The sequence below is a fragment of the Paramesorhizobium salinisoli genome (genome assembly GCF_003335045.1).
Lineage (GTDB): Bacteria > Pseudomonadota > Alphaproteobacteria > Rhizobiales > Rhizobiaceae > Paramesorhizobium > Paramesorhizobium salinisoli.
The window spans coordinates 120,491-144,362 of sequence record NZ_QOZG01000008.1 but is presented as its reverse complement, the minus strand read 5'-3'; the positions used below and the strand labels follow the sequence as shown (position 1 = coordinate 144,362).

At 60.1% G+C, this 23,872-nt stretch carries 23 protein-coding genes and 3 pseudogenes; 7 read left to right on the top strand and 19 right to left on the bottom strand.

The window, feature by feature from the left end:
• Positions 1-113 precede the first annotated feature (113 nt).
• On the top strand, positions 114-797 hold the full coding sequence (optR, locus tag DUT91_RS18625; RefSeq protein WP_114442003.1) for a response regulator OptR: 684 nt from the start codon (positions 114-116) through the stop codon (positions 795-797).
• A gap of 36 nt (positions 798-833) precedes the next feature.
• Positions 834-1,289 carry a cyclic nucleotide-binding domain-containing protein gene (locus DUT91_RS18620; protein ID WP_114442002.1) on the top strand — a complete coding sequence of 152 codons (456 nt, stop codon included), beginning with the start codon at positions 834-836 and terminating at the stop codon, positions 1,287-1,289.
• 6 nt (positions 1,290-1,295) lie between these two features.
• On the opposite strand, the gene DUT91_RS18615 is transcribed toward DUT91_RS18620, so the two are convergent.
• From DUT91_RS18615 to tesB, 7 genes and pseudogenes are all read right to left on the bottom strand, one after another.
• Positions 1,296-2,102 carry an exodeoxyribonuclease III gene (locus tag DUT91_RS18615; protein WP_114442001.1) on the bottom strand — a complete coding sequence of 269 codons (807 nt, stop codon included), beginning with the start codon at positions 2,100-2,102 and terminating at the stop codon, positions 1,296-1,298.
• 137 nt (positions 2,103-2,239) lie between these two features.
• Positions 2,240-2,809: pseudogene (locus DUT91_RS18610) on the bottom strand (outer membrane lipoprotein carrier protein LolA); the annotation flags it as partial.
• 211 nt (positions 2,810-3,020) lie between these two features.
• Positions 3,021-4,778: pseudogene (locus tag DUT91_RS18605) on the bottom strand (DNA translocase FtsK); the annotation flags it as partial.
• A 278-nt stretch (positions 4,779-5,056) separates the two neighbouring features.
• Positions 5,057-5,645: pseudogene (locus DUT91_RS27495) on the bottom strand (DNA translocase FtsK 4TM domain-containing protein); the annotation flags it as partial.
• 253 nt (positions 5,646-5,898) lie between these two features.
• On the bottom strand, positions 5,899-7,203 hold the full coding sequence (locus DUT91_RS18600; RefSeq protein ID WP_114441999.1) for an ammonium transporter: 1,305 nt from the start codon (positions 7,201-7,203) through the stop codon (positions 5,899-5,901).
• A 298-nt stretch (positions 7,204-7,501) separates the two neighbouring features.
• A complete protein-coding gene (locus DUT91_RS18595) occupies positions 7,502-7,840 on the bottom strand; it encodes a P-II family nitrogen regulator (protein ID WP_114441998.1) in 339 nt (112 codons plus the stop codon).
• 227 nt (positions 7,841-8,067) lie between these two features.
• Positions 8,068-8,937 carry an acyl-CoA thioesterase II gene (tesB, locus tag DUT91_RS18590; protein WP_114441997.1) on the bottom strand — a complete coding sequence of 290 codons (870 nt, stop codon included), beginning with the start codon at positions 8,935-8,937 and terminating at the stop codon, positions 8,068-8,070.
• Between the two features lie 274 nt (positions 8,938-9,211).
• Between tesB and DUT91_RS18585 the strand changes: the two genes are divergently transcribed.
• Complete coding sequence (locus DUT91_RS18585; RefSeq protein WP_114441996.1) at positions 9,212-10,477, top strand: ubiquinone biosynthesis hydroxylase; 1,266 nt, start codon at positions 9,212-9,214, stop codon at positions 10,475-10,477.
• 88 nt (positions 10,478-10,565) lie between these two features.
• A complete protein-coding gene (locus DUT91_RS18580; protein ID WP_114441995.1) occupies positions 10,566-11,003 on the top strand; it encodes an OsmC family protein in 438 nt (145 codons plus the stop codon).
• Positions 11,004-11,053: 50 nt separating this feature from the next.
• Here DUT91_RS18580 and DUT91_RS18575 read toward each other — a convergent pair whose 3' ends face one another.
• The 6 genes from DUT91_RS18575 to DUT91_RS18550 all read right to left on the bottom strand — a co-directional run bounded on the left by DUT91_RS18575 (position 11,054) and on the right by DUT91_RS18550 (position 15,812).
• Positions 11,054-11,425, bottom strand: a complete 372-nt coding sequence (locus DUT91_RS18575) for a VOC family protein (protein ID WP_114441994.1) — start codon at positions 11,423-11,425, stop codon at positions 11,054-11,056.
• Positions 11,426-11,506: 81 nt separating this feature from the next.
• Positions 11,507-12,286 (bottom strand): succinate dehydrogenase iron-sulfur subunit, encoded by a 780-nt coding sequence (locus DUT91_RS18570; RefSeq protein WP_114441993.1) that lies wholly within the window; start codon positions 12,284-12,286, stop codon positions 11,507-11,509.
• 11 nt (positions 12,287-12,297) lie between these two features.
• Positions 12,298-14,154, bottom strand: a complete 1,857-nt coding sequence (gene sdhA, locus DUT91_RS18565) for a succinate dehydrogenase flavoprotein subunit (RefSeq protein WP_114441992.1) — start codon at positions 14,152-14,154, stop codon at positions 12,298-12,300.
• 8 nt (positions 14,155-14,162) lie between these two features.
• Positions 14,163-14,546 (bottom strand): succinate dehydrogenase, hydrophobic membrane anchor protein, encoded by a 384-nt coding sequence (sdhD, locus tag DUT91_RS18560; RefSeq protein WP_114441991.1) that lies wholly within the window; start codon positions 14,544-14,546, stop codon positions 14,163-14,165.
• Positions 14,547-14,558: 12 nt separating this feature from the next.
• A complete protein-coding gene (gene sdhC / locus DUT91_RS18555) occupies positions 14,559-14,957 on the bottom strand; it encodes a succinate dehydrogenase, cytochrome b556 subunit (RefSeq protein WP_114441990.1) in 399 nt (132 codons plus the stop codon).
• A 384-nt stretch (positions 14,958-15,341) separates the two neighbouring features.
• Positions 15,342-15,812, bottom strand: a complete 471-nt coding sequence (locus DUT91_RS18550) for a GNAT family N-acetyltransferase (protein WP_114441989.1) — start codon at positions 15,810-15,812, stop codon at positions 15,342-15,344.
• A 135-nt stretch (positions 15,813-15,947) separates the two neighbouring features.
• Between DUT91_RS18550 and DUT91_RS18545 the strand changes: the two genes are divergently transcribed.
• Entirely contained in the window at positions 15,948-16,316 is a 369-nt protein-coding gene (locus DUT91_RS18545) for a hypothetical protein (protein WP_114441988.1), read from the top strand.
• 17 nt (positions 16,317-16,333) lie between these two features.
• Here DUT91_RS18545 and DUT91_RS18540 read toward each other — a convergent pair whose 3' ends face one another.
• The 6 genes from DUT91_RS18540 to rimM all read right to left on the bottom strand — a co-directional run bounded on the left by DUT91_RS18540 (position 16,334) and on the right by rimM (position 21,554).
• Positions 16,334-17,548 carry a GGDEF domain-containing protein gene (locus tag DUT91_RS18540; RefSeq protein ID WP_114441987.1) on the bottom strand — a complete coding sequence of 405 codons (1,215 nt, stop codon included), beginning with the start codon at positions 17,546-17,548 and terminating at the stop codon, positions 16,334-16,336.
• A 234-nt stretch (positions 17,549-17,782) separates the two neighbouring features.
• Positions 17,783-19,192 (bottom strand): 3-isopropylmalate dehydratase large subunit, encoded by a 1,410-nt coding sequence (leuC, locus tag DUT91_RS18535; RefSeq protein ID WP_114441986.1) that lies wholly within the window; start codon positions 19,190-19,192, stop codon positions 17,783-17,785.
• 77 nt (positions 19,193-19,269) lie between these two features.
• On the bottom strand, positions 19,270-19,506 hold the full coding sequence (locus DUT91_RS25560; RefSeq protein ID WP_147272213.1) for a hypothetical protein: 237 nt from the start codon (positions 19,504-19,506) through the stop codon (positions 19,270-19,272).
• A gap of 71 nt (positions 19,507-19,577) precedes the next feature.
• Complete coding sequence (rplS, locus tag DUT91_RS18530; protein WP_114441985.1) at positions 19,578-20,003, bottom strand: 50S ribosomal protein L19; 426 nt, start codon at positions 20,001-20,003, stop codon at positions 19,578-19,580.
• A 223-nt stretch (positions 20,004-20,226) separates the two neighbouring features.
• The gene (gene trmD, locus DUT91_RS18525) at positions 20,227-20,943 is read right to left on the bottom strand and encodes a tRNA (guanosine(37)-N1)-methyltransferase TrmD (RefSeq protein ID WP_114441984.1); all 717 of its coding nucleotides are present in this window, start codon (positions 20,941-20,943) and stop codon (positions 20,227-20,229) included.
• On the bottom strand, positions 20,940-21,554 hold the full coding sequence (rimM, locus tag DUT91_RS18520) for a ribosome maturation factor RimM (RefSeq protein WP_114441983.1): 615 nt from the start codon (positions 21,552-21,554) through the stop codon (positions 20,940-20,942). Before rimM ends, trmD begins: the two co-directional genes overlap by 4 nt.
• A gap of 128 nt (positions 21,555-21,682) precedes the next feature.
• Between rimM and DUT91_RS18515 the strand changes: the two genes are divergently transcribed.
• Together DUT91_RS18515 and DUT91_RS18510 are read left to right on the top strand one after the other, a co-directional pair.
• On the top strand, positions 21,683-22,639 hold the full coding sequence (locus DUT91_RS18515) for a tyrosine recombinase XerC (RefSeq protein WP_114441982.1): 957 nt from the start codon (positions 21,683-21,685) through the stop codon (positions 22,637-22,639).
• A 51-nt stretch (positions 22,640-22,690) separates the two neighbouring features.
• Positions 22,691-23,764 carry a TraB/GumN family protein gene (locus DUT91_RS18510; RefSeq protein ID WP_114441981.1) on the top strand — a complete coding sequence of 358 codons (1,074 nt, stop codon included), beginning with the start codon at positions 22,691-22,693 and terminating at the stop codon, positions 23,762-23,764.
• The last annotated feature ends 108 nt before the right edge of the window (positions 23,765-23,872 follow it).

Genomic DNA, 23,872 nt, shown 5'->3' with positions numbered 1-23,872 from the left:
CGTCCTGCGGACAACGCAGCTTCCTGCTGCTTTTCCGTTTGAACCCTTCAACTTACTCATCTTAAATGCCATAAAACGTCAATGCCGACGCAACATGACACACGAGGACACGCATGACTGGCCGTACAATTCTGATTGTGGACGATGATGAGGACCTTCGCACGATTCTCGTGGAACAGCTCGAACTCTGCGAAGAATTTCAAATCCTCCAGGAGGAAACCGCCACGAAAGGCATTCAGACGGCCCGCAACGGAACGGTCGACCTGCTAATCATGGATGTTGGCCTGCCCGATATGGACGGGCGCGAAGCGGTCAAGCTCTTACGCAAGGGAGGGTTCAAAGGCCCCGTGATCATGCTGACCGGCCATGACACTGATTCCGATACGATTCTCGGGCTCGAGTCAGGCGCCAACGATTATGTCACCAAGCCTTTCCGTTTCGCGGTCCTGCTTGCGCGCATCCGCGCCCAGCTCCGCCAGCACGAGCAGAGCGAAGACGCCACCTTCACGGTCGGGCCCTATACGTTCAAGCCGGGCCAGAAGCTCCTGATCGACGATAAGGGCGGCAAGATCCGCCTCACCGAAAAGGAAGCGGCGATCATCAAATATCTCTACCGCGCCGGCGACAAGGTCATCGGCCGCGACGTGCTTCTCGAAGAGGTCTGGGGCTATAATTCCGGCGTCACGACCCACACACTTGAAACGCACGTCTACCGTTTGCGGCAGAAAATCGAAAAAGATCCGTCCAATGCAGCGATTCTCGTGACAGAAAGCGGGGGATACAAGCTCGTTCCCTGATGGCTCCGCTCTCAAGAGCGGTGTATTGACCATAATATGGCGCTCGACGATGACATCCGAATTCTTAGCACCGTAGGCTTGTTTGAATCATTCACAGCCGAACAACTGCGGCTGCTTGCATTCGGGGCCGAGCGGCTGGTGCTGCGTGCCGGCCGCGAACTCTTCCGTGAAGGGCAGAGCGCCGATTGCGCCTATGTGGTCGTGTCGGGCAACATCAGCTTGTTCCGCGACGGCGAGGGCGGCCGGGTGACCATCAGGTCCGTCGGCCCTGGCGCCATTCTCGGCGAAATAGCGCTCATCGCCCAGACCACACGGCTGACCGGCGCTTTTGCCGAGGTCGAGACGGAAGTCATTCGTCTCAGCCGCGCCATTTTCCACCGCATCCTCGAAGAATATCCCGAAGTCGCGGTGGCGCTTCACACCCATGTCAGCCGCAACCTGACCGATCTCATCCGGCAGATCGAGAAGCTGTCGCCGCTGTTCAAGGATTGACGCTGATCAGTCCAGTTTGAAATGGGCAATCACCGGCACATGGTCTGAAGGCCTCTCCCATCCGCGCGCCTCACGCAGCACCAGGATTGACGCGAGATCGCTTTCGAGGTCGGGGGATCCCCAGATATGGTCGAGACGGCGACCGCGGTCCGACACATCCCAGTCCTTGGCCCGGTAGCTCCACCAGGTGAAGATTTTCTCCGCAGGCGGAATATGATGGCGCATCAGGTCGCTCCAGCCGCCGATCCTGCGGACCGTCTCCAGCCCTTCGGTTTCGACGGGCGTATGGCTGACGACGCGCAGGAGTTGCTTGTGCGACCATACATCGGTCTCCAGTGGCGCGATATTGAGGTCGCCGACCAGCACCGACGAGCACCCGTCGCCTGTATCAGCAGGGATGGCCTTCATCTCCTCGATAAAGCCGAGCTTGTGGGCGAACTTCGGATTGATCTCCGGGTCCGGTTCGTCACCCCCTGCCGGCACATAGAAATTATGGATGCGCAGGCGCTTCCCGCCCGCGCTCACCACGGCGCTCAGATGGCGGCAGTCACCGATGCCGCAGAACCCGACACGATCAACCTCGCTCAACGGTCGGCGCGAAATGGTGGCGACCCCGTGATAACCCTTCTGTCCGCTGATCGCGATATGATCATATCCCAATGCATGGAACGCAGCATGCGGGAAGAGGTCATCCGGGCATTTGGTTTCCTGCAGACAAAGCACATCCGGCGCCAAATCGCGCAGGAACTGTTCGACCAGCGGCAGGCGCAGGCGCACGGAATTGATATTCCAGGTAGCGATCGAAAAGGGCATGGGGGACAAGCTCGCGCAGGGAAGAATTGCGGGCGACCTTAGCACCCTGCTCCGGAATGGAAACACCGGCAACAGGCCATCCACAGGCTTGGCTCCCAAGCCGCAAGATATCGCCTTCTGCCGATGAGATCAGGCGCTCATTGTTTCCGTTTCATCGCAATGCGGGTGTAATCGATCTTGAACATATCCTTGGCGAAACGCACCCCCTCGCGGACATTGAACACCATCACTGTCGTATCGAGGTTTTGCGCGTCGGTGATCGTCCACTGTTTCAGGGCATAGGTCTTCGGATCGAACATCATGGTGATTTTCGAATCGCCGAAAATCGACTTGTCGCCAAGCACCAGCGTCGTCATATCGGGCTCTTCCTTGATCTGCTTCAGCCTCCCGCCGCCAAGATCGATACGGTCGCCCAGAAGCAGCTTCAACGGCGTCTTGGACAGGGGATAGAGATCCCACGTGTCAAGCTTGCGGTTATTGACGACGACCGATTCGCCATCCGAGATCACCCGGATCGGCGAATTGTTGTAGTTGAAGCGGATCTTGCCCGGACGCTCGATGTAGAAAGTGCCGCCGGTCTGCTCGCCACGCGGGCCGAACTGCACGAATTCGCCCGTCATGGTGCGCACTGCGGAAAAATGATCGGCGATCTGCTGCGCAGCCGAACTGGCCGCCGCACTCGCTTGCGCAGCGGCCGGAGAGGATGCCCCGCCCAGCGGCGGCAGGATCGAAACCGCCATGATGGCACCGGCGAAAACGGCACCACGCGTTAAATTCCGCAGAACCGTTGTAAAAAGCCGCGTTTTTTTCGTTTTCATCGAAAAATGGTCTCCTGTCATCTTGGCATCGACGTTAAAGCGCCAGTTTGACGCGAGTGTGGCGTTTCAACGGGTTATGCTCTCCGTCCGTTCCGCCTCGTCAGAATTCATCGTCCGGTGTGGGCACGAGGATTTCGCGTTTTCCCGCATGATTGGCAGGGCCGACGAGCCCTTCCTGCTCCATACGTTCGATGATCGAAGCGGCGCGGTTGTAGCCGATGCCGAGACGCCGCTGGATATAGCTGGTCGAGACTTTCTTGTCGCGCAGCACCACGGCGACGGCCTGGTCGTAGGGATCGTCCGAATCCTCGAGGTTGGAGTTTCCGGCCGGACCGCTGCCGCCACCGTCGTCCTCATCTTCCTCCTCGGTGATGGCGTCGAGATATTCCGGTACGCCCTGAAGCTTGAGATGCTGGACGACCTTTTCCACCTCGTCGTCGCCGACGAACGGGCCGTGGACACGCTGTATGCGCCCGCCGCCCGCCATGAACAGCATGTCACCCATGCCCAGCAACTGCTCCGCGCCCTGTTCGCCAAGGATGGTGCGGCTGTCGATCTTCGACGTCACCTGGAACGAGATGCGCGTCGGGAAATTGGCCTTGATCGTACCGGTGATGACATCGACGGAGGGGCGTTGCGTCGCCATGATCACATGAATGCCCGCCGCGCGGGCCATCTGCGCAAGCCGCTGCACCGCGCCTTCGATTTCCTTGCCGGCGACCATCATCAGGTCGGCCATCTCGTCGATGATGACGACGATATAGGGCATCGGCTCGAGATCGAGTTCTTCAGTTTCGTAGACAGCCTCGCCGGTGTTGCGGTCGAAGCCCGTCTGCACCGTGCGTGCGATGCGCTCGCCCTTTTTCTGTGCCACTCCGACGCGCTGATTGAAGCCATCGATGTTGCGCACGCCGACCTTGGACATCTTGCGATAGCGATCCTCCATCTCGCGCACGGTCCATTTCAGCGCGACGACGGCTTTCTTCGGATCCGTCACGACAGGCGTGAGAAGATGCGGGATGCCGTCATAGACGGAGAGCTCCAGCATCTTCGGATCGATCATGATGAGGCGGCATTCCTGCGGCGTCATGCGATAGAGCAGCGACAGGATCATCGTGTTGATGGCGACGGATTTGCCTGAGCCGGTGGTGCCTGCGACGAGGACATGCGGCATCTTGGCGATGTCGGCGATGACGGGCTCGCCATTGATGGTCTTGCCGAGCGCCAGCGCCAGCTTGGTTTTGGTCTGCTCGAAATCCCGGCTTGCCAGGATCTCGCGCAAGTAGACCATCTCGCGCTTCTGGTTCGGCAGCTCGATGCCGATGGCGTTGCGGCCCGGCACTACCGCAACGCGCGCGGCGATCGCGCTCATCGAGCGGGCAATATCGTCGGCAAGGCCGATGACGCGGGATGATTTGATACCCGGCGCAGGTTCCAGCTCATAGAGCGTCACCACCGGTCCTGGGCGCACATGAATGATTTCCCCTTTGACGCCGAAATCTTCCAGGACGCCTTCCAGAAGCCGCGCATTCTGTTCGAGCGCATCCTTGGAAAGACTTGCATCGCGAATGACCGCCTTCGGCTCACTCAGGAAATGCAGCGACGGCATCTCGAAAGTGTCTCCCTTGATGAGCGATTGCTGCGCCTCGCGCTGGACACGAGCGCCCGGTTTCGGCGAGGGCGCCTGAGCCTGGACGCGGCCGGTCGCCATCGGTTGCGGTGCAGATGGCCTTTGCGGCGCTGGCTGAGGAGCCCAATCATCCACGTGGGCATCCATATCGGCGCCATCGATGTCGTCATCATCGAAGGGCGGCGTATCGACCCGCTCGCGCCCGCCCTCGAAGCCCGGCTCACGGCGTAGATTGCCATGCGCGCCCGCTCCATGGGCACGTTGCCGGTCGGCTGCCGCATCACCGAACGGATCGCCATCTTCATCATGCCTGCCACGCAATTGGGCGCCGCGCGAAACCAGACGGTGCATCATTGCCCGCGCGCTCAGATACCAATGCGTCACCGCACCGAGCGCCTGGAACCCGCCGCCGCCGTACTCTTCGGCATCCTCGTCGTCCTCATCGACGATTTCTTCCTGGGCCGGCACGCGCGCTTTCGGCCGCGCCGGGCTCGTCAGCGGCTGCACCCGCCCGGTCAGTCCGCTGGCGAAGGCGCAGAGCACGAGCGATGGCACGAGAAGAATGGCCGCGATGACCGACGCGGCAGTGCCGCGCGGGAAACCGCCGAGGAAAATGCCGGGAATTTTCAAGACGAGATCGCCGAACACTCCGCCAAGCCCGATCGGCATCGGCCAGCTCTGGGGCACCGTCAGACAGCTTGCGATCGCGGCAAACAGCAATGCCGCTCCGAACCAGGCGAATATACGCCGAGGCAGCCGGCCGATGCCGCCATGCGCCATCAGCAGAATACCCCAGAAGACGGCGGGCAGCAGCGCGGCAACGCTCGACAGCCCGAAGAACTGCATGGCCAGATCGGAAAACACCGCGCCGGGATAGCCCAGCGCGTTGGTGACCGGATTGGACGTGGCGTGACTGAAACTCGGATCGGCAACGTTCCAGGTTGCGAGCGCCCCCGCGGCGAGTGCGACACCCGTGAGAATCATGAGGCCGAGCAGGATGTCGATCTGCCGGCGGAAAATTCCCGCCAGGCCGAGACGATCACCTCTCATCCTCTCATCCCGAAGCGCATATGAGGGCGAGTATCCTTGCCGCATGAAGCTTTTCCCGAACGCCTTGTCGCCAAAAAGAATTATCTAGTCGCCTGCTCCACGCCTTCCAAAACAGGGATTTGGCCAAAGCGCGGATTCGGTCTGATCCTAGGACAGGGAAGGTTAAGGCGGCATTAACCATGCAGGACGTTGCCGGTGATAAAAGAAAAGGCCCGGAAAACCGGGCCTTGGATTGTTGGATTCCGGTGAGCAGGACGGACGGGGCTATCCCGCCCGCCCATGCTCTGGTGTCCGGCTGTTACTGGACTGTTTCGCCATGCAGGTTGATGTCGAGACCTTCGATCTCTTCCTGTTTGGTCGGACGAAGGCCGACAAGGGCCTTAACGATGTAGAGGATGATCGCGGTAGCGACAGCCGCATAGATGATGGTGAAGATCACACCATAGATCTGCGTACCGACCGAAGCACCCGCTCCCGCTTCATTGATCGCGGCATCGGCGAATACACCAGTCAGGATCGCGCCGACGATGCCGCCGACACCGTGGACGCCGAAGGCATCGAGCGAATCGTCATAACCGAACGCATGCTTCAGCTTGACGGCGGCGATGTAGCAGATCACACCCGAGAGGAGGCCGATGAACAGCGCACCGGTCGGGTTGACGAAGCCGGCGGCAGGCGTGACCGCGACGAGACCGGCAACAGCGCCCGAGATGATCCCGAGGATGCTGGGCTTCTTCGCAACGATCCATTCCGCGAACATCCAGGCAAGAGCGGCGGCGGCGGCGGCGACCTGCGTGTTCAGCATGGCGACACTGGCGAGAGCGTTGGAACCGACAGCGGAACCGGCGTTGAAGCCGAACCAGCCTACCCACAGCAGCGAAGCACCGATGACGGAAAGCACCAGGTTATGTGGCGCCATGTTGACCTGGCCATAACCTTCGCGCTTGCCGATGATGAGAGCGGCAACGAGACCGGCTACACCGGCATTGATATGAACGACGGTGCCGCCGGCGAAATCAAGCACGCCATCGGAAGCGAGGAAACCGCCGCCCCAAACCCAATGTGCGACGGGGACGTAGACCACGATGAGCCAGAGGGCCGAGAACAAAAGCATGGCCGAGAACTTCATGCGTTCGGCGAATGCGCCGGCGATCAGCGCCGGCGTGATGATCGCGAAGGTCATCTGGAACATCACAAAGAGATATTCCGGGATCGTTCCCGTCGCGGAGTTCATATCGATGCCTGAGAGGAAGGCCTTGCTCAAGCCGCCGAGATAGGCGTTGAACGAGCCACCGTCGGTGAAGGCCAGCGAATAGCCGACCACCATCCACAGAATGCTCATAAGGCAACAGATGGCGAAGCTCTGCATGACCGTGGAAAGTACGTTCTTTTTGCGAACCATGCCGCCATAGAACAGCGCCAGCCCCGGAATGGTCATCATCAGCACCAGGGCCGAAGAGGTCAGCATCCAGGCCGTGTCACCTGTGTCGAAGGCGGGGGCGGCAGGTGCGGCTGCATCCTGCGCTATTGCCGAGCCGGCGAAAGCACCCAGAAGGGTAAGCGAGCCGACAGCGGCGCGCATATGTCTATTCAGTGTGAACATCAAAAATCTCCGTCGAACACCGGCTTCAAACGCGTTTGCGTCACAAGTCCCGGCCCAATGCCCCCATAACCAAGTTCCGTGCCAATTCCCCGAAGTGCCACTTAACCCGATGTAAAGGCTGTTTTATTTGAATTCATTCAGTGAAGTTCGGCAACCTGGCCAGACAAGTTGCACAAAAAGCGGTCAACCCCACAAATTATGCCGCTTCTTTAATCGGGTACTGGAAAGGCCCTATGCCCTGCCTAGCCGACCCCGAACTGAACTGAACTGAACTGAAACGAAATGTGGATCGCTTCTCTCAAAGCGCGTCCGTATCGGTCTCACCGGTACGGATCCGCACCGCCTGATCAATGGAAATGACAAATATCTTGCCATCGCCGATCTGGCCGGTTTTGGCCGCGGCGGTGATCGCTTCGACAGTCCTGTCGACGAGATCGGCGCCCACCGCGATCTCGATCTTGAGTTTCGGCAGGAAACTGACGGCATATTCGGCGCCGCGATAGATCTCAGTATGTCCCTTCTGCCGACCGTACCCCTTGACCTCGGTTACGGTCAGCCCCTGAATGCCGATAGCCGTGAGGGCTTCGCGCACCTCGTCCAGCTTGAATGGCTTGATGATCGCCATCACGATTTTCATTGGTCGTACCCCTGCTTTATGCGGTTTTCCCGCGTTCCGAACCCATCTCCGGCACGCTCTGGGCATTCCGGTGACTGCAGAGTTCAATTCAAACTCCGTGCCAATTCGAAAAATAAAACATATCTAATTGAAATAATTATGTTATTCTCAATGTATCCGAATGCGCCATGTGCAGGATGCCCAAAAACTAATCACAATACTTCCATCTTCCTCAAGATGGCGCGCATTTAATCGGTCTCGCGCAGGCGGATAAGGCCTTCCTGCGCGACGGAAGCAACCAGGAAGCCATCCCGCGTATAAATTGAACCGCGGTTGAATCCCCGCGCTCCCGCAGCACTCGGGCTATCCTGCGTGTAGAGCAGCCAGTCATCCAGCTTGCAGGGGCGGTGAAACCACATGGCATGGTCGAGGCTGGCGACCTGCAGATCGCGGTCGAAGATCGAGCGGCCATGCGCATAAAGCGATGTGTCGAGCAGCGTCATATCCGAGATATAAGCGAGGACGGCCGCCTGGATGGCGCGGTTGTCCGGCACGGGGCCGGTCGCGCGTATCCAGACATGTTGTTCCGGCGGCAGTTTCTCTCGCGAGAAATAATGCGCGAGCGAGACCGGCTTCATCTCGATCGGCCGATCCCGTTCCCAGTATTTGCGCACATTTTCCGGCGCCATATGAAGATATTGCTCCTTCAATTGCCGGTCGCTCATCAATTTCTCCGGTGGCGGAATATCCATCGGCATAGGCTTTTGATGATAAAGCCCTTCCTCCTCCACCTGGAACGAGCATGATAGCGAAAATATCGCATTCCCATGCTGGACGGCAACGACGCGTCTGGTCGTGAAGCTCGACCCATCGCGAATGCGATCCACCTCGTAGATAATCGGCACGGCCGGATCGCCGGGACGCATGAAATAGGCATGCAGCGAATGGACATCGCGGTCTTGTCCGACAGTGCGTTGCGCCGCGACCAGCGCTTGTCCAATGACCTGACCGCCAAACACCCGCTGCCACCCGACCTGCGGGCTGCGACCGCGAAATAGATTGTGCTCAAGCGTCTCCAGGTCGAGTATGGACAGAAGCTCTTTCATGGCTTCGGACATGGATCATTTGCCTTCCACAGTGGGTTTTCTACATTCCGCTTCAACAGGAACGGCATGCCATGTCAAGATGACGCAGGCGAGGTTGACCCCGATGGAGCACATCCCGAAGGAACGTCACGGAAATTGCGGACGTTGACAGATGTTTCGGATAAGATCATGCACGCCTGAAAAATGACTGACTTGGGCACAAGGCTTGGGCTCGGCTCAGGGCCAGATTTCAAGAAAGGCCTGATCTTTCAGAAAAGGCCCGATCGTTAAGGGAAGGAATCAAGCGATGACCGGCCAAACCTCCACCCGAATTTCATCAAGCCCCACAGACGAAACGGCACCAATCGACGTGCTGGTCGCAGGCGGCGGCTATGTCGGGCTGGCGACAGCAGTGGCGGTCAAAGCCGCCGCGATGCATCTGCGTGTCATGGTCATCGATGCCTCCCCTGCCGGAAGCTGGAGACAGGATCCGCGGGCTTCGGCCATCGCCGCCGCCGCGTCCCGCATGCTCAACCGGTTGGGTTGCTGGCAGTCGATCCTTGCCGAAGCGCAGCCGATCACTGAAATGATCGTCACGGATTCCAGGACATCCGATCCCGTCCGCCCGGTCTTCCTGACCTTCGATGGCGAAGTCGGACCGGGTGAGCCTTTCGCGCACATGATCGAGAACCGGGTTCTCAACACGGCGCTTCACGCCAAGGCCGGAGAGCTCGGCGTGGAGATCATCGAAGGGGTCGGCGTTGATGGTTTCGACGTGCGCGCAAATACCGTCTCCATTCACCTGAGCGACGGGCTCGCTCTCGAAGCACGGCTTCTCGTAGCCGCCGACGGCGTGCGCTCCAGGCTGCGCGACCGTGCCGGCATCAAGACGGTGCAATGGGATTACGGCCAGTCAGGCATCGTCTGCACCGTCCACCATGAGCGTCCGCACAATGGCCGCGCCGAGGAGCATTTCCTGCCGGCTGGCCCCTTTGCCACCCTGCCGCTTAGGGGCAACCGTTCTTCCCTGGTCTGGACCGAACGCACTCGGGATGCCGAGCGGATCGTCAACCAGGATGATTTCCTGTTCGAAGCAGAACTCGAGCAACGCTTCGGCCATCGGCTGGGCGAGATCAAGGTTGAAGGCCCGCGCCGCGCCTTTCCGCTTGGGCTGATGCTGGTGCGCGAGTTCGTTAAGCCGCGCTTTGCATTGGTGGGCGATGCCGCCCACGGCATTCATCCGATTGCCGGCCAGGGCCTTAATCTCGGTTTCCGCGATGCTGCGGCACTCGCCGAAATCATCGTAGAGACCGATCGGCTCGGCCTCGACATCGGCTCCTTCGCCGCTCTTGAACGCTATCAGGCCTGGCGACGTTTCGACACAGTTCAGATGGGCGTCACGACCGACCTGCTGAACCGGTTGTTCTCGAACGATATCACGCCGGTGCGTGCCATTCGCGATATCGGCCTCGGCCTCGTGGACAGGATGCCGAAGATGAAGCAGTTCTTCATCCGCCAAGCAGCGGGACTAACGAAAAACACTCCGCGGCTGCTGCAGGGCGAGGCGATCTGACCCTGAAAACATGCGCTGGTAGCTGCCGGCGCGCATACTTATATCCAGCCTGCAATGGGACAACTCTTCTCAAGGAAGGAGACCGGAAATGGACAGGAAAGCAACGGCAATCTGGAAAGGCGGACTCACCGACGGTTCGGGCACACTCGATTCCCAAAGCGGCGCCTTGAATGAACTTCCCTATAATTTCAAAGCGCGCTTTGAAGACGAGAAAGGCACCTCCGGGACAAATCCCGAAGAATTGCTCGCTGCGGCACATGCCGGTTGCTTCGCCATGCAGCTTTCGCATTTTCTCGCCGAAAACGGCACACCGGCGCAAAAGCTTGAGGCGACGGCAGCAATCACCGTCAATCCGGCTTCCGGCGGCGGCTTCGAAATAACCAAAAGCGCGATAACGCTGGTCGGCACCGTCCCAGACATCAACCAGGACGATTTCCGCAAATTGGCGCAGCAGGCCAAGGAAGGCTGCCCCCTTTCAAAGGCGCTCGGCGCGATCGAAATCACCCTCGACGCAAGGCTCGCCTGACCGACTGCTTTTCCCGTTATTTCTCATCCCGAAGGCCTTGCGGAGCACCCTCACTCCGGAAGGTGACAGACGGCCTCGATATTGTGTCCGTCCGGATCGATGACGAAAGCAGCGTAGTAATCGGGATGGTAGTGTTCGCGGATACCGGGCGCGCCATTGTCGCGCCCGCCCGTGGCAAGCGCCACCTGATAGAAGCGGTCCACCTCGGTGCGCGTGCCGGCCGAAAATGCGACATGGAGCGTGCCTTGCAGACCCGCACCGCGTTGCGCGCCGATCCAGAATTCCGGCTTGCGGTTGCGGCCATAGCCGACCCAATCGCCGAACTCCATGACACTCTCTATCCCGAGAGGCCGCAGCGCAGCGTCATAGAAAGTCCGCGATTTTTCCATGTCCGAGATATTGAAACCGATATGGTCGAGCATCCGCTTCCCTCTTCTCGGCTCATTATAGCCCGATAATCACGCTACAGCCAGATATGGGCGCCGCAACAACCGGATGGCGGATCAGACCCGCCGCTCCACCATCATCTTCTTGATCTCGGCGATCGCCTTGGCTGGGTTCAACCCCTTCGGACAGGTCTGGGCACAATTCATGATCGTGTGGCAGCGATAAAGCCGGAACGGATCTTCCAGATTGTCCAGCCGCTCGCCCGTTGCCTCATCGCGGGAATCGATCAGCCAGCGATAAGCCTGCAAGAGCACGGCGGGGCCGAGATAGCGCTCGCCATTCCACCAGTAGCTCGGGCACGATGTCTGGCAGCAGAAGCACAGGATGCATTCGTAGAGTCCGTCGAGCTTTGCGCGGTCGTCATGGCTCTGCAGCCATTCCTTGGCGGGCTCCGGAGAAACCGTCTTCAGATAGGGATCGATCGATGCGAGCTGCGCGTAAGGCACCGTCAGGTCCGGCACCAGATCCTTCACGACGGGCATATGCGGCAGCGGATAAACCTTTACGGTGCCACCGATCTCCCCCATGCCCTTCGTACAGGCAAGTGTGTTGGCGCCGTCGATATTCATCGCGCACGAGCCGCAAATGCCTTCGCGGCAGGAGCGGCGCAGTGTCAGCGTCGGATCGACATTGTTCTTGATCCACAAAAGCCCGTCGAGCACCATCGGACCGCAATCGTCGAGATCGACATAATAGGTGTCCATGCGCGGATTTTCGTCGTCATCCGGCGACCAGCGGTAGATCTTGAATTCCTTCAGATTGTTGGCGCCTTCGGGCCGCGCCCAGACGTGGCCGGGCTTGACCTGCGAATTCCTGGGAAGTGCCAGTTCGACCATTGCTCTATCCCTTAGTAAACGCGCGCCTTGGGCGCGATCTTGGCGAGGCTGATGCCGCCTTCCGCTTCCGGAACCAACGGATCGATATGGACGGGCCTGTAGCCGAGCGTGACCTCGCCATCCGGGCTCAGCCAGGCGAGCGTATGCTTGCGCCAGTTCACATCGTCGCGGTTCGGATAATCCTCATGCGCATGCGCGCCGCGGCTTTCCTTGCGCGCCTCCGCCGAAACCACAGTGGTAAGCGCGTTGGCCATCAGGTTTTCCAGCTCCAGCGTCTCCACCAGATCGGAATTCCAGATCATCGAGCGGTCCGTGACCTTGATGTCGGACAGCTCGTGCCAGATCTTCTCCATGCGGTCGCAACCCGCTTTCAGCGATTCCGACGTGCGGAAGACAGCCGCCTCCTCCTGCATGGTGCGCTGCATCCGGTCGCGCAGCTTCGCCGTCGGCGTGTGGCCATCGGCAAAGCGCAGCTTGTCGAAGCGGTCCATGATCTTTTCTACCGCGCCCTCGTTGATATCGGGGATACTGGCGGCACGGTCGATCACTTGGCCGGCGCGGATCGCCGCAGCGCGCCCGAACACCACCAGATCGATCAGCGAGTTGGAACCGAGTCGGTTGGCGCCGTGCACGGAAGCGCAGCCCGCCTCGCCGACGGCCATCAGGCCGGGCTGGATGCGGTCGGGATTTTCGGCAGTCGGGTTGAGCACTTCGCCCCAATAATTGGTCGGAATGCCGCCCATATTGTAATGAACCGTCGGCAGGACCGGGATCGGTTCCTTTGTCAGGTCGACGCCCGCGAAGATCTTCGCCGATTCCGAAATGCCGGGAAGCCGCTCATGCAGCACCGCCGGATCGAGATGATCGAGGTGCAGGTAGATATGATCCTTGTTCTTGCCGACGCCGCGCCCTTCGCGGATTTCCATCGTCATGCAGCGCGAGACCACGTCGCGAGAGGCAAGATCCTTTGCCGACGGCGCATAGCGCTCCATGAAGCGCTCGCCTTCGGAATTGACGAGATAGCCGCCTTCACCGCGCGCGCCCTCGGTGATGAGGCAGCCGGCGCCGTAGATGCCGGTCGGATGGAATTGCACGAACTCCATATCCTGCAGAGGAAGACCTGCCCGCGCGACCATGCCGCCGCCGTCGCCGGTGCAGGTATGGGCTGAAGTGGCAGAGAAATAGGCGCGGCCATAGCCGCCGGTCGCCAGCACCACCATCTTCGCCGCAAAACGGTGAATCGTCCCGTCATCGAGGTTCCAGGCGACGACGCCGGTGCACACACCGTCGGTCATGATCAGGTCAAGGGCGAAATATTCCACGAAGAACTGCGCGTTGTTGCGCAGGCTCTGGCCGTAGAGCGTGTGCAGGATCGCGTGGCCGGTGCGGTCCGCCGCGGCGCAGGTGCGCTGCACCGGCGGCCCGTCGCCATAGTTCATCATATGGCCGCCGAAGGGACGCTGATAGATCTTGCCCTCCTCGGTGCGCGAGAACGGCACGCCGTAATGCTCGAGCTCATAGACGGCGGCCGGCGCCTCGCGCGCCAGATATTCCATCGCGTCCGTGTCACCCAGCCAGTCCGATCCCTTGACGGTATCGTACATATGCCACTGCCAGGAATCCGGGCCCATATTGCCAAGTGAAGCCGCGATGCCGCCCTGCGCGGCAACCGTATGCGAGCGTGTCGGAAACACTTTGGTGATGCAGGCTGTCTTCAGGCCCTGTTCGGCCATGCCCAGCGTCGCGCGCAGCCCCGCGCCGCCCGCGCCCACCACCACGACATCGAATTTGTGATCGACGAACTGATAGGATTTGCCGTTTCCGGCCTGGCCTGCGCTTGCTGCCGCGCTTTTCTCTGTCTGAGCCATGCTGGCTGTCAACCTCCGAAGCTGAGCTTGAGGATCGCGAAAATGCAGGCGACGCCGACCGCCACCGCAAAGAATGTGTTCAGCATCACGAGGACGACCTTGAGGCCTTCGCTATGCACATAGTCCTCGATGATGACCTGCATGCCCAGGCGCATGTGATAAAGCGCCGACAAAAGCACCAATATCAGCACAAGCACCGTCAGCGGATGCGAAAGCGCGGCCCGGACCTCATGGAAGTCGGCGCCGTGCAGCGAAGCAATGAGGCCGACGAAAAACAGCATCAGCGGCACGTTGGCGACCGCAGTCAGGCGCTGGCGCCAGAAATGCTCGGTACCTTCCTTGGCGGAACCAAGCCCGCGAACCTTGCCGAGAGGCGTACGCATATTGCTCATGATCTCATCCCTTCAGCGCAGCAGATAGCCGGCGATCCAGACGAGGAGCGTCAGCGTGACGGAGGCGATCACCGTCACCCAGGCGATCTTTGAAGCCGTATGCTTTTCAAGACCGGCCCCAGTATCCCAGATCAGATGGCGGATGCCACCCAGCATGTGGTGCAGTAGGGCCCAGGTATAGCCGAAGAGCACCAGCCGCCCGAACCAGGAACCGAAGAACGCATTGACCAGGTTGAAAGTGTCTTCGCTCGTCGCAGCGGCCACCAGCCAGAGGGCGACCAGCAGCGTGCCGAAATAAAGCGCGCCTCCCGTGACACGATGCAGGATCGACATCGTCATGGTGATCGGCCATTTGTAGACGCTGATATGCGGAGAGAGTGGGCGTTGGCGGGTGGCTGTCGGTCTCGTCATGGCTCCCCCAGAAATGGTTTCCCAGTTTGTCCGGGCCCGGTTTTCCCGGCAAGCGCCAAACGGATTCAGCCTTGCCCGGATAGGTTTGGAGCACGATCCCGAAAAGCGATGCCTTCCGGAAGATCGCGCGTTGATTGAACTTAGAGCGTTGCCCGCGTGGGCCGCGCTCCAAATGCGGCAGGATCGTGATCAACGACCTTTATGGTCGCGTATCTACTGCTCTTTTTGCACCGCGTCAAAGCCAGTTGATATTTCCGCTCCAAGCATTTGGTCGCACGTGCCTCAAGCGCGCGTGCATAGGCGCGCTTCAATCGTTTGAACAGGCCAAAGCTGGCTGAAACCAAGCCATGCGATCAATTTCGAACGCGAAAAATTTACCGGCAGTTATTGCGCGCCAAACCGAATCACAAAGCTGGTCCACTCCGCGGCGGCAGCCATCTGTTCATAAAGCTTGCGTCCGTCTTCGGGCTGGCGCGGCGCATTGAGGATGAGTTTCGACCAGCTGCGCTCCTCCGCCTTGTCGGCCAGGACGTCGATCAGGGCCTTGGCGATTCCCTTGCCGCGATGGTCGTGATGCACATAGATGTGATCGACCTGGCCGGCGCGCATGCCCGAAACCGGCTCCGGCAGATCGTAGAAAATGACGAAACCGACAAGGACGCCATCCAGCCTGGCGCCGGCGATCTCCGCTGCGCGATCCTGCAGCAGCTTTTCGGCATAATATTCATCCGGGCGGCGCGGCGCGCCCCGCTTTAATGCCTGCGCGTAGCTCGCAAGCAGGGGCGCGAATTCATGGGCATCACGCAGATGCAGAAGCGAGATGTCGACGGCATGGGCGGCTTGGTCATTCGGCATCGGACGTGATCCTCCATCGGTTCTGCATCGGCTCATATGATGTCATCGATACCCGTCTCCCCGTCAACCCCTCTCGCCCAAACGTAAAGAACAGGTTAATATGAGAACGCGGTGGCCCGGACGGAAGGAACGCGGATGGCTGAATTACCCCGGATCCTCATTGCGGCATCCCATATGCCCTTCGCGCTTTGCGCCGCGATTTTCATTTTAGCGGTTCAGCCAGCCCATGCTGATGAAATGAATGGTGCGAAGATCATCCTCGTGGGCACAAACCTGCGGGCCGACAGGATCGTCGGACCTGCTGGTTCCCCTATTTCCAACGAGGACACAGAGGATAATGGCGTTCGGATCATCCGCCCACCAAATCATCCCTCAGTGAAGGCGGTCGTTCCCGCTGCCAATAAATCGTGCGAAAGTGCCGTAGTCCTGAGGGGACGCGGCTTCATGTATGGCATCTCCAGGAACGAAACGCCGGTGCTGGACCATGCGCAGTGCGGGCAGTGAGCCGGTAATCCCCAAGATCAAACCGCATGCCCGCTTGGTGGAGGGCGCAACTCGACGACTTTGCTCCTCTCCACAGGCAGCAACGCCAGCCGCACGCAATTGCGCCCGCTTTTCTTGGCCTCGTAGAGCGCACTGTCCGCGCGGCGCATGAGATCGGAAAGCGCGTCGCCGTTCTTCAGCTCTGCAACGCCAAAACTCGCGGTGAAGCGGCTTTCCGCCGGCAGGCCCGCAATCGGCCGGCTGGAAAAATTGCTTCGCGCCTTCTCCGCAAACAGACGCGCCGTGTGGATGCCCATGCCGGGGAGCAGGATCGCGAACTCCTCGCCGCCGATACGCGCCACGATATCGCGTTCCGATGCTATTTCCCTGAGATTAGCGGCGAAAGCGCAGATGACGCGATCGCCCAACCCATGGCCATAGGTGTCGTTGATCATCTTGAAGTTGTCGAGGTCGCTGACGACGAGCGAAAGCGGCAGGCGCAATCGCTTCGCCTGCGCAATGGCAGCGTCGCTCCTGACTTCAAAGCCACGACGGTTCATGAGACGCGACAACACGTCGGTTTCCGAGCGTGACGACATGTCCGCCATCAGGTCGCCCGTCAGGATCACCAGCATGAGTAGGCCGTTGGCGACGGAAAGCGCCGCACCGATCGTCTGCGAGTAAAGCGCATATTCCGTATGGATATAATCCTGCGGATTGACGCCCATGCCGCCGGATGCGATCGCCAGATACGGCTTAAGCAGGAAATGGGCGGCGCTGGCAAACAACACGGCGAAAAGCAGCATGTCCACGACACCGCGTGCCCGCGACTTCAAGACGATGTAATTGCAGAAGCAAATGGCGGCGAAATATGGCGCCTGGTAGAGCAGCATGCCGGCCAGCGTTACCCGGGCGATGTCATAAATCGAATAGATCAGGGTCAGCGAAATCACGAACAGGACCGCAAGCCCCGTCCAGGGCACCTGCACCTGATATTTATACGCCATGCCGATGGCCGAGCAGATCAGCGCGCACAGGAAGGTGCTGAATGCCAGCATGTAGCCGATCTTCGGATTGCCGATCCACGGCACCAGAAGCTCGGCGCCAAAATTCAGCATGGCGAAAACGAATGCCAGTGCGAAAAGGCGTGCCGAAATATAGGCTTTTTCATAGACGGCGATGCTGAGGAAAGCGATGGCGAAGAGCCCGGCAACAACCATGTTGATGGTGAGAATAAAGTTTGCGCCGCTCATACGATGAATTGTTCCCGCTTGTGAAAAGCTTGCTCCCACCAGAACAAAAAGATGTTAATTGCGGCCTGCTGGCGAATAAAATGGTGCGCAAAAAAGCCTATCGCCTGCGAAATTGGTAAAAAATGCGCAAAAAAACCGCATCATGTATCGGTCCGGGCTTTCGGTAAGCCCGGACATGCAGGTTCGAGAGTTCATGCTGCCTTGATCCCTGCAGGACGCAAGGCCCGTGAAAGGCTATTGCCAGTCCCGGATATCGACGAAATGGCCCGCGATCGCTGCCGCCGCCGCCATGGCCGGCGAGACGAGATGCGTGCGGCCCTTGAACCCCTGCCGGCCCTCGAAATTGCGATTTGACGTCGAGGCGCAACGCTCGCCCGGCTTCAGCCGGTCGTCGTTCATGGCAAGGCACATCGAGCAGCCCGGCTCACGCCAGTCGAAACCCGCTTCCCTGAAGATCTTGTCGAGACCCTCGGCCTCCGCCTGTTCCTTGACGAGACCCGAACCCGGCACGATCATCGCGCTGACACTCGATGCCACTTTGCGGCCTTCGACGACCTTGGCGACTTCGCGCAGATCCTCGATGCGGCCATTGGTGCACGAGCCGATAAAGACGCGGTCGAGCTTGATGTCGGTGATCCTGGTTCCGGGCTTCAATCCCATATAATCGAGCGCGCGCTGCTTTGATGCCCGCTTAGTCTCGTCGGCGATATCCTCGGGATTAGGCACTTCGCCGGTCACGGCGACGACGTCTTCCGGCGACGAGCCCCACGAAACGATCGGCGGCAGATCGGCGGCGTTGAGCGTGACGATCTTGTCGAAATGCGCCCCCTCGTCCGACTGCAGCGTCTTCCAATAGGCGATGGCCTGCTCGAGTTGCTCGCCCTTCGGCGCCCGGGGCTTGCCTTTGATATATTCAAAAGTGGTTTCGTCGGGCGCGATCAGGCCCGCACGGGCGCCGCCCTCGATCGACATGTTGCAGATGGTCATCCGGCCTTCCATCGAGAGCGCACGGATCGCCTCGCCGGCATATTCGATGACATAGCCGGTGCCGCCTGCCGTACCGATCTCGCCGATGATCGCGAGGATGATGTCCTTCGCGGTCACTCCGGCCGGGAGCTGGCCATCGACACGCACCAGCATGTTCTTCGCCTTGCGCTGGATCAGCGTCTGGGTGGCAAGCACATGCTCGACTTCCGATGTGCCGATACCATGCGCCAGTGCACCGAATGCGCCGTGCGTCGAGGTATGGCTGTCGCCGCAGACGATCGTCATGCCGGGCAGCGTGAATCCCTGCTCCGGTCCGATGATGTGGACGATGCCCTGGCGGATATCGGTCTCCGAATAATATTCCACGCCGAAATCGGCTGCGTTCCTGGCCAGTGCCTCGACCTGGATCCGGCTTTCCTCGTTCTTGATACCGTTCTTGCGGTCGGGCGAGGTCGGCACGTTGTGGTCGACGACGGCGAGCGTCCGCTCCGGATGGCGCACCTTGCGTCCGGTCATGCGGAGCCCTTCAAAGGCCTGCGGCGACGTCACCTCGTGAACGAGATGGCGATCGATATAGAGGAGGCAGGTGCCATCCGGCTGGCTATCGACCAAATGATCGTCCCAGATCTTGTCATAAAGGGTGCGAGGTGCGCTCATTGTTCATATCCGTTCTTAAAGTCAAAGCAGGGGAAAGTGGGTATGGCCAAAAGGCTTGGCCTAAGCCTGGGCCGTGCTCAGCTAAGAAGGCTGTTAAGCGCCCCGGAAATTCGCGCGGAAAAGCGCTGCGGCAGACGCTTGCGGTCCTGCAGCACGATAATTTTCCGCCCGATCCATCCATCAAAGGAGTTCATGCTGCGTTCTTTATCAATTTTTCCGCTTTCAGGCAATAAAATTGAAAAGCGAAGAACCTTCTTCCGCCCGCGATCCTGTCGCAGCCTCTTTCGAGACATTGCAAGGGATGTCCGCTTCACTGAGCGCTATTCCTCACCGCAAGAAAAAGGCGGCCCGAAGACCGCCTTGCGAGAACTCTGTGGTTTGCGGCTTATTCGGCCGCAGTCTTTTCAGCCTTGCCGGTTTCCGGAACCACCGCGCCCTTGGTGGGCTTGCGGTAGTCCTTCTTCTCGGAAATGCGGGCTGCCTTGCCGGTCAGGCCGCGCAGATAATAGAGCTTGGCACGACGCACCTTGCCGCGGCGGACGAGTTCGACGGCTTCCACCAGCGGTGAATAGACCGGGAATACGCGCTCGACGCCTTCGCCATAGGAGATCTTGCGAACGGTGAAGTTCTCATGGATGCCGGCGCCGGCACGGGCGATGCAAACGCCTTCGTAAGCCTGTACGCGGGTACGGGTGCCTTCCGTGACGCGCACCTGCACGCGGACGGTATCACCAGGCTTGAAATCAGGGAATGTACGCTTTTCTTCGATCTTGGCGGCCTGCTCGGCCTCGATCTGACGAATGATGTCCATCGTCCGGGTCCTTCTCGTTCTTTTCGAACAGTCAGAGCGCTCGACACTTGCTGCACAGTCTCATTGCCGTGCAGCTATGCCTTTTTCGAGGCAGGAGCGTGTTCACCATTCATTGGTTGGCGGATCTCGGGATTTTTCCCTGAGTTGGCGGGGCAATACACTATCGAGCGTATTTAATCAACTGCCGAAACGCTGTCTCTCGTGGGTGCCCTGAACAGGCGGGCTATTTCTCCGATTTCGCTTCCAGATGCGCCTTCCACAGATCGGGCCGTCTATCCCGGGTGATCCGCTCCGCCTGGGCGCGTCGCCATTTATCAATCGCGCCGTGATTGCCGGAGGTCAGCACATCGGGAATGGACCGCCCTTCCCATTGCTGTGGACGGGTATAATGCGGATGCTCGAGTAGCCCCGTTTCGAAACTCTCCGTCTCGCCGGATTGTTCATTTCCCATCACACCTGGCAAAAGCCGGATCACCGCATCGAGAAGCACCAAGGCCGCGACTTCTCCGCCGGAGAGGATATAGTCGCCGATCGATATCTCTTCGAGATCGCGCCCCTCGATGACCCGTTCATCGACGCCTTCGAAGCGTCCGCAAAGGATGATCGCGCCCGGCCCTTCGGCAAGCGATCGCACCCGCTTCTGGGTCAGCGGCTTGCCACGCGGGCTCATCAGCAATCTTGGCCGCTCATCCGCCACGCTATCCCCATCCATCACGCTATCAATGGCCCGCGCCACCACATTGGCCTTCATCACCATGCCCGCGCCGCCGCCTGCCGGCGTGTCGTCTACCATGCGGTGTTTACCTTCCGCGAAATCGCGGATCTGCACCGTCTCCAGCCGCCATTTTTCCTCAGCCAGTGCCTTGCCGGCCAGCGAAATGCCAAGCGGACCGGGGAACATTTCCGGATAAAGCGTCAGGATGGTCGCACGGAAACTCATTTGGGCTCCCGCCTGTCCCGTCCCTTGTCCCGTTGCCCGCCATCTTTTCCCCTGCCTGGATTGCCCGGACTTCCCGGTTCATCGGAAGTGTCGTCATCGGCAACGAGGCCTGCGGCGACTGGATCGACCGTGAGCCGTCCGCCCTTCATATCGATGTCGGGCACGGCGCTTTGCGTGAACGGGATGAGATAGGGCTTGCGCCCCGGCGTGCTCAATTCAACGAGGTCGCCGCCGCCGAAATCGTAAATGCCGGTCACCCGCCCGATCACTGCGCCTTCGAGATCAGTCACTTCCAAGCCGATAAGATCGGCATGGTAGAACTCATCCTCGTCGAGTTCCTCCGGCAATTGCTCCCGGCTGATGAACAGGGCAGTGCCGTTCAGCTTCTCCGCCGCATTGCGGTCGTTGACGCCCTTGAACCGCACCACGACGACGGTTTTCGCCTCGCGGATCTCCATGATTTCATAGCTGCGGCCGGTTTGATCATAAAGAAGCCCATATTCGCCGAGCGCCAGGGGATCGCCGGTAAACGTCTTGACCCGGACTTCACCGCGCGTGCCATGGGGCGCGCCGATCACGGCGAGTTGGACTGGATTTTCTGGTTGGGGCATGCGTTTTCCATCATTGCGCCGATTTGTCTGCGTTTGGCATTACCCAATCCCGGGCAAAACGCCAAGTGGCAACCACTCTGTAACATCTCGCTGGCATGGTCGAGGCTTGATTGCCAAGAGCGAGCCCGATGACAGCCAGACCCGCAGCGACGGAATTCCTCGTGCCTGCGCGCGCCGACCTTCTGGCGGCGCGCGAGGAATGGCTGAATTCGTTGAAAAATGCCCGACGTCTCTCGCACAACACGCTTGAAGCCTATGAGCGCGACACAAGGCAGTTCCTGCAATTCCTGACCGGCCATCTGGGTGGCCCACCCTCGCTGAAGGATGTCAGCGCCCTGCGCGTTGCCGATCTGCGCTCTTTTCTGGCCAACCGGCGCAATGGCGGCGCCGGCGCGCGCACGCTCGGGCGTGGCCTTGCCGGCATCCGCTCCCTGCTCCGCCATCTGGAGAAGCGCGGCCTTGCCAATGCCGCCGGCGCCGGTGCGATGCGCGCGCCACGCCAGCCGAAATCGCTCCCGAAGCCTCTCACCGCCATCGATGCGAAACGCGTCGTCGATGCGGGAGAACAGCTTGCGGAAGAACCATGGATCGCCGCGCGCAATGCCGCCGTGCTGACGCTGCTTTATGGCTGCGGCCTGCGCATTTCCGAAGCGCTGGGCCTCGATGCCGGCGATCTCGGCGACAACTCCGCCCGCTCGATCGCCATCAAGGGCAAGGGCAACAAAACCCGGCTGGTGCCGCTCTTGCCCGTCGTCCACCGCGCGGTCGATGCCTATCGCCGGCTCTGCCCTTACGATCTTGCGCCGGGCACTTCGCTTTTCCGTGGCGCCAAGGGCGGAGCATTGCAGCCGGCGATCATCCAGCGCGAGATGCAGAAGCTGCGCAGTGGCCTCAGCCTGCCTGACACGGCCACGCCGCACGCGCTGCGCCACTCCTTCGCCACGCATCTTCTCGCAGGCGGAGGTGACCTGCGCACCATCCAGGAACTCCTCGGCCACGCCAGCCTTTCCACGACGCAGATCTATACCGGCGTCGATACCGACAGGCTTCTGGAAATCTATGACAAGGCCCATCCACGCGCATGACATGCGTTCGAATGGCGCATTTTCGTCTAATATCACGGTAATCTTTCACCAATGAAAACGGCTTCGCCCCGCGCACGTACCGACCGCATCGCCGATCATGCGCTGAGAATCGTCCTCGCCTTGCACCTGCTTCTTTTCCTGTCGTTTGCCCTCGCGCTTGCGACCGCCGCTGCAGCCAGGGCAGAAACGACCGCCTGCACCGGCAAGGATCTGATCGTGAAACTCGCCCGCGATCATCCGCAAAAGCTTGCCGCAATCCGCGCCGAGGCGGAAGCAACCCCCAATGGCGACGGGCTCCTGTGGAAGGTCGAGAAGGACGGCGTCGCGCCTTCCTATCTTTTCGGCACCATGCATCTGGCCGATCCGCGGGTCGCCAATCTTTTGCCTGAAGCCAGCAGGGCATATGACGCCTCAACGACGGTGGCCATCGAGACCGTCGAAATTCTTGATCCACAAGCCCCCGCCAAGGCCATGGCCGAGCGCCCGGACCTCATGATGTTCACCGACGGCAGGACGCTTGAGAAACTGCTGCCCGCCGACAAGATCGACGGCGTCCGCGCTGCGCTCGCCAAACGCGGCGTTCCGCTTGCTGCCGTCTCCCGGATGAAGCCGTGGATGCTGACCAGCATGGTGGCGATGCCAGCCTGCGAGATGGCCCGCAAGAAAGCCGGCGCCGCCTTTCTCGACCTCAAGCTTGCGAAGGATGCCAAGGCGCAGGGCAAAAACGTCCAGGGGCTTGAGACGATTGTCGAGCAACTGGACGCCATGGCCTCACTGTCGCTCGACTTTCACATCAAGGGGTTGGTCGAGACGCTGGCGCTGGGCAGCCGCTTGGACGATATGTACGAAACCATGCTGGTCCTCTACACCAAGGGCCGGATCGGCATGATCATGCCCATGCTGCAATCGTTTGCGCCAGATGATGGCAAGCCCGATGACGGCTATGCCGCTTTCGAGCAGAAGATGATCGATGCACGCAACGCTGTCATGGCCAGCCGCGCCGTCCCGATTCTCGATAAAGGCAACGCCTTCATCGCCGTGGGGGCATTGCATCTGCCCGGCGACAAAGGCCTAATCGAGCGCCTGCGCGCCAAGGGCTATCGGATAAGCGCGGTAGGCGATTAGAGCGCAATGCGGCTGCTTTTCAGCTCGAATCCCCCCGTTCCTGCTTTTTCTGGAACGAATCCGGCTTCGCCGCATTATTTGGTGGTTAACCGGATCACTACGATCCTG

What these genes read in the sequence shown, in the direction of transcription:
- optR (WP_114442003.1), top strand. Translation starts at nt 114, where the DNA reads ATGACTGGCCGTACAATTCTGATTGTGGACGATGATGAGGACCTTCGC.
- DUT91_RS18620 (WP_114442002.1), top strand. Translation starts at nt 834, where the DNA reads ATGGCGCTCGACGATGACATCCGAATTCTTAGCACCGTAGGCTTGTTT.
- DUT91_RS18615 (WP_114442001.1), bottom strand. Translation starts at nt 2,102, where the DNA reads ATGCCCTTTTCGATCGCTACCTGGAATATCAATTCCGTGCGCCTGCGC.
- DUT91_RS18600 (WP_114441999.1), bottom strand. Translation starts at nt 7,203, where the DNA reads ATGTTCACACTGAATAGACATATGCGCGCCGCTGTCGGCTCGCTTACC.
- DUT91_RS18595 (WP_114441998.1), bottom strand. Translation starts at nt 7,840, where the DNA reads ATGAAAATCGTGATGGCGATCATCAAGCCATTCAAGCTGGACGAGGTG.
- tesB (WP_114441997.1), bottom strand. Translation starts at nt 8,937, where the DNA reads ATGTCCGAAGCCATGAAAGAGCTTCTGTCCATACTCGACCTGGAGACG.
- DUT91_RS18585 (WP_114441996.1), top strand. Translation starts at nt 9,212, where the DNA reads ATGACCGGCCAAACCTCCACCCGAATTTCATCAAGCCCCACAGACGAA.
- DUT91_RS18580 (WP_114441995.1), top strand. Translation starts at nt 10,566, where the DNA reads ATGGACAGGAAAGCAACGGCAATCTGGAAAGGCGGACTCACCGACGGT.
- DUT91_RS18575 (WP_114441994.1), bottom strand. Translation starts at nt 11,425, where the DNA reads ATGCTCGACCATATCGGTTTCAATATCTCGGACATGGAAAAATCGCGG.
- DUT91_RS18570 (WP_114441993.1), bottom strand. Translation starts at nt 12,286, where the DNA reads ATGGTCGAACTGGCACTTCCCAGGAATTCGCAGGTCAAGCCCGGCCAC.
- sdhA (WP_114441992.1), bottom strand. Translation starts at nt 14,154, where the DNA reads ATGGCTCAGACAGAGAAAAGCGCGGCAGCAAGCGCAGGCCAGGCCGGA.
- sdhD (WP_114441991.1), bottom strand. Translation starts at nt 14,546, where the DNA reads ATGAGCAATATGCGTACGCCTCTCGGCAAGGTTCGCGGGCTTGGTTCC.
- sdhC (WP_114441990.1), bottom strand. Translation starts at nt 14,957, where the DNA reads ATGACGAGACCGACAGCCACCCGCCAACGCCCACTCTCTCCGCATATC.
- DUT91_RS18550 (WP_114441989.1), bottom strand. Translation starts at nt 15,812, where the DNA reads ATGCCGAATGACCAAGCCGCCCATGCCGTCGACATCTCGCTTCTGCAT.
- DUT91_RS18545 (WP_114441988.1), top strand. Translation starts at nt 15,948, where the DNA reads ATGGCTGAATTACCCCGGATCCTCATTGCGGCATCCCATATGCCCTTC.
- DUT91_RS18540 (WP_114441987.1), bottom strand. Translation starts at nt 17,548, where the DNA reads ATGAGCGGCGCAAACTTTATTCTCACCATCAACATGGTTGTTGCCGGG.
- leuC (WP_114441986.1), bottom strand. Translation starts at nt 19,192, where the DNA reads ATGAGCGCACCTCGCACCCTTTATGACAAGATCTGGGACGATCATTTG.
- rplS (WP_114441985.1), bottom strand. Translation starts at nt 20,003, where the DNA reads ATGGACATCATTCGTCAGATCGAGGCCGAGCAGGCCGCCAAGATCGAA.
- trmD (WP_114441984.1), bottom strand. Translation starts at nt 20,943, where the DNA reads ATGAGTTTCCGTGCGACCATCCTGACGCTTTATCCGGAAATGTTCCCC.
- rimM (WP_114441983.1), bottom strand. Translation starts at nt 21,554, where the DNA reads ATGCCCCAACCAGAAAATCCAGTCCAACTCGCCGTGATCGGCGCGCCC.
- DUT91_RS18515 (WP_114441982.1), top strand. Translation starts at nt 21,683, where the DNA reads ATGACAGCCAGACCCGCAGCGACGGAATTCCTCGTGCCTGCGCGCGCC.
- DUT91_RS18510 (WP_114441981.1), top strand. Translation starts at nt 22,691, where the DNA reads ATGAAAACGGCTTCGCCCCGCGCACGTACCGACCGCATCGCCGATCAT.